7 protein-coding genes and 1 riboswitch are annotated in these 9,987 nt (G+C 73.7%); of the genes, 5 read left to right on the top strand and 2 right to left on the bottom strand.

Going from position 1 to position 9,987, the window contains the following annotated elements; genetic code table 11:
* Positions 1–1,506, bottom strand: a 1,506-nt coding sequence (locus E1266_RS31350; protein WP_132053222.1) for a DEDD exonuclease domain-containing protein, incomplete at its 3' end; no start/stop codon positions are given.
* Positions 1,507–1,809: 303 nt separating this feature from the next.
* Between E1266_RS31350 and E1266_RS31355 the strand changes: the two genes are divergently transcribed.
* From E1266_RS31355 to E1266_RS31375, 5 genes are all read left to right on the top strand, one after another.
* Positions 1,810–3,087, top strand: coding sequence for an NYN domain-containing protein (locus tag E1266_RS31355; protein WP_243719107.1), 1,278 nt, complete (start codon positions 1,810–1,812; stop codon positions 3,085–3,087).
* Between the two features lie 319 nt (positions 3,088–3,406).
* On the top strand, positions 3,407–4,324 hold the full coding sequence (locus E1266_RS31360) for a C40 family peptidase (protein ID WP_243719108.1): 918 nt from the start codon (positions 3,407–3,409) through the stop codon (positions 4,322–4,324).
* Positions 4,325–4,831: 507 nt separating this feature from the next.
* A riboswitch (cyclic di-AMP (ydaO/yuaA leader) is annotated at positions 4,832–5,029 on the top strand.
* An 8-nt stretch (positions 5,030–5,037) separates the two neighbouring features.
* The gene (locus tag E1266_RS31365; RefSeq protein ID WP_132053226.1) at positions 5,038–5,988 is read left to right on the top strand and encodes a CHAP domain-containing protein; all 951 of its coding nucleotides are present in this window, start codon (positions 5,038–5,040) and stop codon (positions 5,986–5,988) included.
* A gap of 36 nt (positions 5,989–6,024) precedes the next feature.
* Entirely contained in the window at positions 6,025–7,293 is a 1,269-nt protein-coding gene (locus E1266_RS38395) for a hypothetical protein (RefSeq protein ID WP_165966283.1), read from the top strand.
* The gene (locus E1266_RS31375) at positions 7,290–8,723 is read left to right on the top strand and encodes a M48 family metallopeptidase (RefSeq protein ID WP_243719110.1); all 1,434 of its coding nucleotides are present in this window, start codon (positions 7,290–7,292) and stop codon (positions 8,721–8,723) included. Before E1266_RS38395 ends, E1266_RS31375 begins: the two co-directional genes overlap by 4 nt.
* A gap of 8 nt (positions 8,724–8,731) precedes the next feature.
* Here E1266_RS31375 and E1266_RS31380 read toward each other — a convergent pair.
* Positions 8,732–9,987, bottom strand: a 1,256-nt coding sequence (locus E1266_RS31380; protein WP_347876760.1) for an Ig-like domain-containing protein, incomplete at its 5' end; no start/stop codon positions are given.

The raw sequence follows: 9,987 nt of genomic DNA on the forward strand, positions 1-9,987 counted from the left end.
GGGCGGGACGGTGCCGGCGGCGGCGAGCCTGCCGTAGCGCACGACCGCCAGCTCCCAGCCGCCGTCGAAGCCGGGGCGGGCGGCGACCAGCTCGGGCAGCCGGGCCAGCGCGGCGAGGCGCTGCCCGCGCGCGGCGGCGCGGACGAACGCGGCCAGCCGGTCGCGCTGGGCGGCGGCCTCCTCGTAGCGCAGTTCGGAGGCGAGCCGGTCGATGCGCACCTGCGCGGCGGCCACGACGGGCCGCACGTCGCCCTCCATGATGGAGCGGGCCGTCCCGACGTGGACGGCGTAGGCGTCCGGGGACTCGCGGCCGTCGCAGGGCGCGCCGCAGCGGCCGATCTCGGCGAGCGCGCAGGCGCGGGTCTTGCCGCGCTCGACCAGCCGGAGCGTCAGCCGCTGGGTGCACTGGCGCAGCGGGACGGCCTCGTGCAGCGCCGCACGTGCTTCTTCCGCCTGGCGGCGCGACGAGATGGGACCGAGGTAGCGGGCGCCGTCGGTGCGGCACTCGCGCACGATGGACAGCCGCGGGAACGGCTCCACGGTCAGCTTCAGCCAGATGGCGCGCTCGGGGAACTTGGAGCGGCGGTTGTAGCGCGGCTTGTGCCCGGCGATCAGCCGCAGCTCGCGGACCTCGGCCTCCAGCCCGGTGGCGCACTCGATCGTGCGGACGTTCTCGGCGAGGCCGACCATCTCGCGGACGCGGCCCCGCGTCTCCGAGCCGGTGAAGTAGCTGCGCACGCGCGAGCGCAGGTCGCCGCTCTTGCCGACGTAGAGGACCTCGCCGGAGGCGTCCTCGAAGAGGTAGACGCCGGGCGTGCTCGGGACGCCGTCGGCCAGGTGCCGCTTGCGGCGCTGCTCCGGCGTGGGGGCCTTGGCGAAGCCGCGCATCTCCTCGAACGAGGTGACGTTGAACGAGCCGAGCCGCTCGATGAGCCCGTGCAGGACCTCCACGGTGGCGCGGGCGTCGGCCAGCGCGCGGTGCGTCGGCTCGGTGGAGGTGCGGAAGAAGCGGGCGAGGGTGCCGAGCTTGCAGTTGGGCACCTCGTCCTTGGACAGGACGCGGCGGGCGAGGTCGACGGTGTCGACGACGGGGAACGCGGGCCAGGCGTAGCCGTGCTCGGCGCAGGCGGCTTTGAGGAACCCGATGTCGAACGAGGCGTTGTGCGCGACGAGCACGCAGCCGCGCGCGAACTCCAGGAACGCGGGCAGCACCGCCTCGATGCGCGGCGCGGCCGACACCATCGCCGTGGTGATCCCGGTCAGCGCCGTGATGAACGGCGGGACGGGCCCGCCGGGGTCGACCAGGGTGCCGAGCTCGCCGAGGTCCTCGCCGCCGCGGACCTTGACCGCGCCGATCTCGGTGATGGCGGAGTCGGCGGCCGAGCCGCCCGTCGTCTCCAGGTCGACCACCACGAAGGTGACCTCGGACAACGGGGTGCCCAGGTCGTCGAGGGTGCCCTGGACACCGGCCCGGGCACCGGCCGGGACACCGTGCGCAGCCGTCATGAGCGCGACCGTAGAGGACGCCACCGACAGAAGCCCGGCCCGCTAGGGTTGGAGGGTGCCGGCGCGTCCCGCCGGGCGGGGGCCGCGGGACGGCTGGGGAAGCCCGGCGCGATCCGTCCGATCACGCGTTCGCCCTGGTTGGGCGTGGGCGGCTCGGGAAGACACAGTCCACCGGCGGCGAAGCCCGGAAGGAGCGGGATCATCGACAACGGCCCCGGAGCGACGCCCGGCGACGAATTCGCGGAGGGGGCGGCCGCCCCGCCTCCCGGGGAGGAGCGCCTGAGCCGGCCGCTCCCCGGCGCCGTGCGGCAGCAGGTGGTCGAGGTCGCCGCCGAGCTGATCGGGGTGCTCCCGATCGAGGACGTCCCCGTCCCGCTGCGCCGCTTCGCGCGGTTCGAGCGCCGCAAGCGCGCCAAGCTGGCCGGGCAGCACATCGCCGCGGTGCTGGAGAAGGACGACGGCTTCCGGCGCCGCGTCGCCGAGCCGCTGCGCGAGACGCAGGCCGACCTGGTGGAGGCCGTCGAGGGCGGGGACGTGCCGCCCGCCGCCGACCCGGTGCGGGTCGCCGTGCTGGCCTACCTCCTGCGCCCCGGGGGGTGGACGGAGCTCGTGGAGGCCGCGCGCGAGGAGCTGGAACGCTCCGCGACGGCGTCCGAGGAGGAGCACGCCGCCCGCCGCGTCGCCGCGCTGAAGGACGAGCTGGCCGCCGCCCGGACCGCCCGCTCCGCGGAGGTCGACCGGCTGCGCGCCGAGCTGCGCGAGAGCAAGGCCGAGGTGGCCGAGCTGCGCCGCAAGCTGCACGAGGCGCGCACCAGGTACCGGGCGGCGGAGGAGCGGGCCGGCGCGGCCGCGCGGGAGGCCGAGCGGGAGCTGGCGGCGGCGCGCGAGTCGACCGCCGCGTCGGAGAAGGAGCTGCGCAAGCTGCGCGCCCGCGCGGCGCAGGCCGAGGCCGCGGCGGAGGCGGCCAAGCGGGCCGCGCGCGAGGGGCGCAACGTCGACGACGTGCGGCTGCGGATGCTGCTCGACACGCTCCAGGACGCGGCGCAGGGCGTCCGCCGGGAGCTGGCGCTGCCGTCGACCATCGGCCGTCCGGCGGACGCGGTCGGCGGGTTGGAGCCCGACCGGCAGGCGCACCGCGCGCTGCCCGGCCGCGCGCTGTCCGACGGCGACCCGCAGCTGCTCGACCGCCTGCTGACCCTGCCGCGGGTGCACCTCATCGTGGACGGCTACAACGTCACCAAGACCGGGTACGGGGAGCTGCCGCTGGCGGACCAGCGCAGCAGGCTGCTGTCGGGGCTCGGCGGGCTGGCGGCGCAGACCCGCGCGGAGGTCACCTGCGTGTTCGACGGCGCGGAGCTGGACGCGCCGGTCGCCATCGCGGCGCCGCGCGGCGTGCGGGTGCTGTTCAGCCGTCCCGGGCAGACCGCCGACGAGCTGATCGGCGAGCTGGTGCGGGCGGAGCCGCCGGGCCGCTCGGTCGTGGTGGTGTCGTCGGACCGCGAGGTGGCCGACGCGGCGCGCCGCGCCAGTGCCCGGCCCTGCCCGTCGACGCTGCTGCTGCGCCGGCTGGGCCGGGCGTGAGGCCGCGCGTCCATAAGGACCCCATAAGGCTGTCATAAGGGAAGCATCGCGGTACGTGATCTTGTCATCACGGAAAGTGGATGTTGTTCAAGTAAGTCGACCAAAGAGTGATGAACCGGTTGTGACGGTTGTTGCGCCTCGCTAATGTCATCGCCTGATGTCGAGGACGAGAGAGGCGAAACCGACCGTGGCCAATGATCGCATCGGGGAAACGGCGCACGAGCGCGACCGGCGGGGCGGATCGGCGCGCAGAGGCGCCTCCCGCCGCTTGGCGGCCGTCGCGAGTCTGACCCTGGCGGTCTCCCTCGCGGCTCCTCCGATGGCTGCGCACGCCGACCCGCAGCCGACCCGGGCGCAGGTCCAGAAGAAGCTCGACAAGCTCGCCGAGCAGATGGACCACAAGGTCGAGGCGTTCAACCAGCTCAACGAGAAGCTCAAGATCGCCAAGAAGAAGTACCAGACGGCGCTCAAGTCGAGCAAGCAGGAGCAGGCGGCCTTCGAGGAGCAGCGCTCCAGGATCGCCCAGATGGCGGCGGACGCCTACAAGAACGGCGACACCGACGGCGTGACCGGCTTCGTCGGCAGCAACGACCCGCAGGCCATCCTGGACCAGGCCGCGGTCTTCTCGCACCTGTCGCAGGAGCGCAGCTCCCAGCTCACCCAGTTCCTCTCCACCGCCCAGCGGCTCCGCCGCGAGGAGGCGCAGGCCAAGGCGTCCTACGAGGACGTGAAGGCCAAGACGAAGGAGCTGCGGGAGCAGAAGCAGAAGCTCGACAAGGAGGTCGCCAAGCAGAAGGCGCTGCTGCGGCGGCTCGGCGGGACGACGCCGTCGTCCGGCGGCGGCTCGGGCAACATCGGCGGCACCTACAACGGCCCGGCCAGCGGCTCGGCCCGCACGGCGCTCGACTTCGCCTACGCCCAGCTCGGCAAGCCGTACTCCTACGGCGCCGAGGGCCCGAACTCCTACGACTGCTCCGGCCTGACCATGAAGGCGTGGGCGGCGGCGGGCGTGGGCATCACCCGCACGACGAACTCCCAGTACGCCGCCACCAAGCGGGTGGACAAGAGCAACCTGCAGCCGGGCGACCTAGTGTTCTTCAGCGGCCTCGGCCACGTCGGCCTGTACGTGGGCAACGGCCAGATGATCCACGCGCCGCGCACCGGGAAGAACGTCGAGGTCGTGAGCATCACCTCGGGCTACTACCTGAACAACTACTACGGCGCCGGGCGGCCCTGACGCCCGCCCCGGAGCGCCCCGCGGCGGGCGTGACGGAGCCCACTCCGACAGCGGACCAGGTCTTGACCTGGTCCGTTGTTGATTTTGGGGGGGTTTGCGTTCTATTGGTGCTTTGGTACCTTTACACCACTCACGGCGCCCGCCAGACGCCGGAGCCCCACGGCGCCCACCGGGCGCCATGGTCCCACGCGGCACATCCAGCTGCCGCGTGACGGCGGCGCGAGCCACGTGCCGCTCCCCCTGCCGGCGGCGCGCTCCACGCGTCGCCCGCGGCACCCACGGTGCCGCAGCGGGCCTCCACGCAGGCCCGGCCGGCCCGGCTCCACCGTGCGCACGCCCCAGCGGGCATGGCGCTGAGCGCGCTGCGACGGCGGACATCGCGGGTCAGGCACGGACGGCTCCCGGACGAACGGGCCGCCGTCCGCACAACACCCACAACATCAGGCGCCGCTCTTTCGCACGCGGGAGACAGGTCCCGCGCACGGGCCCCATCACGCCCCCAGGATCGCAGCGGCAGCGCCGAATCCGCCGACGCGCGGAACCGGGGACCCATATCCGCCGGAGTCCGGGGCTAGCCCCGGACGGGCATTCCGGCACCCGGGGTGAATCGGCGCGTCTCTCCCGGACGACCGGTGAGAGCCGCCGTAGGGCGGCTTCCACGCCCGAACCCGTCAGCTAACCCGGTAGGCGGCATGGAAGTCAGGAGATCCCCCGTGCCAGGCGCACACCGCAAGAAGTCACCGGGCAAGAAGTCACCGGCCGAGAAGCCGCCGGTCGAGACGTTGCCGGTCGAGACGTTGCCGGTCGAGAACCAGAAGCCGTCCGGCAAGCACCGCAAACCGGGCCGCCTCACCCTGACGTGGCGGACGACCGGCGGCGTGATCGTCGGCGCCGCCGTCCTCGGCACCGCCGCGGCCACCGCGCAGGCGTCGGTGCTGCCGTTCGGCTCCGTGCCCGCCCAGGTCACCGCGGCCGACCTCAACGGCGCCAAGGGCGGCGGCGAGCGCGGCGGCACGTCCTCGTCCAAGGACAAGGTGAAGGGCGGGCCGAAGAAGGAGAGCCGGGCCACGCCGAAGGACGGCGGCGGCCGCGACGGCGGCGAGGGCGAGGACGGCGAGCGCTCCGGGAACGAACGGCCGGAGTCCGGCGGCTCGGAGAAGCCGGCCGAGGACACCCGCCCAACCGCCGAGCAGGCCATCGAACTCGCCCGCTCCCAGGTCGGCATCGAGGAGGACGGCAACGGCGAGACCAAGTTCAACAAGTGGTACACGGAGAGTTCCCGCGCGAAGGAGACCGTCGCGCGCGACGGCGGCTCCGTCCGGGGGTATGGGGCCGCAGCCTGGTGCGACATGTTCATCTCATGGATCGGCGACCAGCTCGGCTTCACCGACCAGTTCGGCAGCGACGCATGGACGATCGCCCACGCCAAGTGGTTCCGGGACCAGGGCCGCTGGGGCACCGAGCCCAAGCCGGGCGCCATCGTCTTCTACTCATGGCGCGGCGGCAAGAGCCTCGACGACATCGTGCACATCGGCATCGTGACCAAGAAGATCAACGACAGCACCATCGAGGCCGTGGAGGGCAACACCGACGAGGCCGTCCGGGTCAGGGAACGCCCGACCCGGAGCATCGTCGGCTACGGATACCCAGAGTACAGGTCGTGACGGCACCTCCTCCGCCCGCTGCATAGGATCGCGCGCATGGAGGACGGTCCCGGGCACGGCGGCCCCGTCACGCGCCGCAGGGCACTCGCCCTGGGCGCGGGCGGGGCCGCCGTGCTCCTCGGTGGCGGCGGGGCGCTCCTCGGCGCACGTTCCGGCGACGACGGCCCGCGCCCCGTCCGCGCGGACGAGGGCACCGGGACGTTCGACCCGGCGGCGGCCGCCACCGTCCTCGCCAACCGCGCGCGCGCCGTGCGCAGCGGTGACCGGGCGGCGTTCCTGGCGACGGTGGCCTCCGCACCCGCCGCCTTCCAAGAAGCTCAGTCCCGCATGTACGGCAACCTCCGCAGGCTTCCGCTGGAGCGCTGGGAGGAACGCGTCGTCGCCCCGCAGGGCACGGACGGCGAAGCGGGTGCCGTGGTCGTCCGCGTGGAGGTGCGCCACCGGCTGCGGGGCTTCGACCGCGGCGACGTGGTCGCCTCCCGCCACCTGGCGCTGGCCCGCCGCTCCGGCACCTGGACGATCGTCGGAGACGGGGCGTCCCGCGGCCTCCGGGACGACCCCGCGATCTGGGACGGCGGCGACCTGAAGACGGCCGAGGGTCGCGCGAGCCTCGTCATCGGCGACGCCCCGGGGCTCGCCGAGATCGCCGGACGCCTCGACGCGGCCGTCCCCGTCGTCACCGGCGTCGTCGGCACCGGGTGGGCGCGGCGCGTCGTCGCCCTGGTCCCCGCCGACGCGGGGCTGGCGTCCGCGCTCGCGGGCCCGGACCGGCGCCTCGACGAGATCGCCGCCCTCGCCACCGTCGCACCGTCCGCCGGCCGGGCCCGGGGCCAGGACCGCGTCGTCGTCTCCCCCGGCACCTTCGGCCGCCTCAACGACCTGGGGCGCGACGTCGTGCTGACCCATGAGCTGACGCATGTCGCCACCGGCGGCGCCCGCGACCGCACGACTCCGCTGTGGCTGATCGAGGGCTTCGCGGACTACGTCGGCTACCTCCGCACGAGGGTCGGCGTCCGGGCGGCGGCGGCCGAGCTGCGCCGCGAGGTGGCCGCGGGACGGGTCCCGTCCGCGCTGCCCGCCGCGGACGCGTTCTCCGCCGGATCCGCGCGCCTCTCCCAGGCGTACCAGGAGTCCTGGCTCGCCTGCCGGATGGTCGCGGGCCGGTACGGTGAGGCGACGCTCGTGCGGCTCTACCGGACCGCCGGGCGCGTCCCGGAGGCCGCCGCGCTGCGCGACGTGCTGGGGCTCACCCGGGACCGCTTCACCGCCCTATGGCGCGACTACCTGAAACGGGAGCTCACTTGAGCGAGGCAGAGGCGGCCGAAGGCCCGGCCGAGCCCGGCGCCGGTGGAGCGGAGCGCACCCGCCGGGACGAACCCGGCGAGCACGACGAGCGAGCCGCGCGCATGCGGCGGCCCCGGATCGCCGCCGCCGTCGCGGCGGCCGTGCTGTTCGCCGGGCTCGGCGCCGTCATCGCCGTCACCACGCCCTGGGACCCGCTGCCCGGCCCGGTCCCCGGCGGGCACGCGGAACCCGATCCGGCGCTGGACTTCTCCCCCGCCGAGATCGCCCGCTCCCAGGCGTTCGACTCGGCCATCAACCCGTCCGCCTACGCCGGCCTCGTCGTCGGCCTGGCGCTGATACTCGCGCTGGGCCTCACCCCACTCGGCGCCCGGTTCATCGGCTGGGTCACCGCACGCACCCGCCGCTGGCCCCTGCGCGTCGTCATCGGGGCCTTGGCTCTCACGACGCTGCTGCGCGTCGCCGGGCTCCCGTTCCGCATCTGGCGCGAGTCGGTACTGCGCCGGTACGGGCTGTCGACGCAGAGCTGGCCCGAGTGGCTCGTGGACCAGCTCAAGTCCCTCGGCGTCACCTGGGTCGTCTACGCGGTCGCCCTGCTGCTCCTGTACGCGGTCGTGCGCCGCTTCCCGCGCTACTGGTGGACGGGCGCCGCCGCCGGCGGGTTCCTCCTCGTCGTCCTGGTGTCGTTCATCTACCCGATCGCCGTCGAACCGGTGTTCAACAGGTTCCACTCGCTCAAGCAGGAGCCGCTGCGCTCCGACCTGCTGGCGATGGCCGAGCGGGACGGCGTGCCCGTCACCGACGTCCTCGTCGCCGACGCCTCGCGCAGGACGACGTCGCTGAACGCCTACGTGTCCGGCTTCGGCTCCACCCGCCGCATCGTCTTGTACGACACGCTGCTGAAGTCCCCGCCCGAGCGCATCGAGTCGATCGTCGGGCACGAGCTCGGCCACGCCAAGCGCGACGACGTCCTGTGGGGAACGCTGGTCGGCGCACTCGGCGTCGCCGGGGCGATGTGCCTGCTGCACCTGCTGATGACCTCTCCGCGCCTCCTGCGCCGCGCGGGCATCGATCCCGCGGGCCCGCCCGGCACCCGCCCCGGTGCCCGCGGCACCGGGGCGGCCGACCCGAGGTCCATCGCGCTCGTCCTCGCGCTGGTGACGGCCGGGACGCAGCTCAGCGGCCCCGTCATGAACCTCGTCAGCCGGCACATCGAGGCCCGCGCGGACGTGCACGCCCTGAACCTCACCCGCGACCCGGCGACGTTCGTGTCGATGCAGCACGAGCTCTCCGTGCGCAACATCTCCGACCTGAACCCCGACGCCCTGGAGAGCCTGCTGTGGCTCAGCCACCCTCCGGGCCCCGAGAGGATCGCCATGGCCCGCGACTGGGCCCGCGGCAACGGCGTCCCGGAACCGCCGCCGCTGCGCTAGCCGGCGTGTCACTCGCCTTCGGCTCGCGGCTGGTCCGGGCCGCCCTGCCCGGCGGACACGGTGGACGCGTCCTCGGGCGGGGCCGTCTTGACCGACCGCTTCAGCGCGCTCCCGTTCACCCATTCCTTCCAGTCGGCCTGCCAGTAGCCCCAGCCGTTGTCCGTTTCGAGTTCCCGGCTCGAGCCGGTCACCACGATGGGGTCGCCGCGCTGGGTGAGGTTGAAGAACCACTTCGCGTTGGACGGGCTGACGTTGATGCAGCCGTGGCTGACGTTCGAGCTGCCCTGGCTGCCCACCGACCACGGCGCGCTGTGGACGTACTCACCGCTGTCGGAGATCCGCACCGACTTGTAGACGGTCAGGCTGTAGCCGCCGGGGCTCCCCGGGCTGATCCCCATCCAGGATGACGTCATCGTGACGGGGTCCTCCTTCGACATCGCCAGGTGGACGCCGTTGGTGGTGGTGTACTTGCGCACCCCGCCCTTGCCCATGCTCGTCGGGATGGTGCGGACCTTCTTGCCGTTGACCTTCACGACCATCTTGTGGGTGTCCTCGCCCGCCGTGGAGATCTGCGAGTCGCCGACCTTGAAGCCGAGGGAGTAGTTCTTCCCCCCGTACACGTCGCCACCGGTGCGCACACCGCTGAGGTGGGCGTCGAAGGTGACCTTGGTGTGGGCCGGCCAGTACTCCTTCGTCCGGAACACGACCTCCTGGTCGCCGAACCAGTGCCAGGCGCCCTCGACGGTCTTGTCGGCGCGGACCTCCAGCGCCCGCTCGACCGCCGCCCTGTCCTTCACCGGGCGCTCGAACTGCATGATGATGGGCATGCCGACGCCGACGGTCTCCTTGTCGTTCGGCGCCTCGATCGTCACGTCGTTGGTCTTCTCCACCTTCGCCGTCGCGAAGCGGCTGGTGATCGTACGGGTCCTGCCGTCCGCGCCGAGCGCCGTCGCGCCGACCGTGTACGTCGCGCCCGGCTCCAGCGTCCAGCGTGACCGCCACTCCGTCCTGTCGGCGTTCAGGCCGCCCTCGACCGCGCCGCCCCCGGTGGACACGGTCACGTTCTCGATGGTGCCGCCGTGCGCCTGGACGGCGATGGGCCGCTCCGGCCCGTGCGTTCCGCCGCCCTCGGGCGACACCGTGAGGCGAACCGCCTCGGCACCGTCCTTGTCGTCGCCTTCCGAGCACGCCGCGGCCCCCGCGACCATGCTCGCTCCCACGAGCACGGCGGCGGCGCGCCGCCCCCGGTCCCCCGGTCGTGAGC

Origin of the sequence: Actinomadura sp. 7K534 (assembly GCF_004348575.1) — a bacterium.
GTDB classification, from domain to species: domain Bacteria; phylum Actinomycetota; class Actinomycetes; order Streptosporangiales; family Streptosporangiaceae; genus Spirillospora; species Spirillospora livida.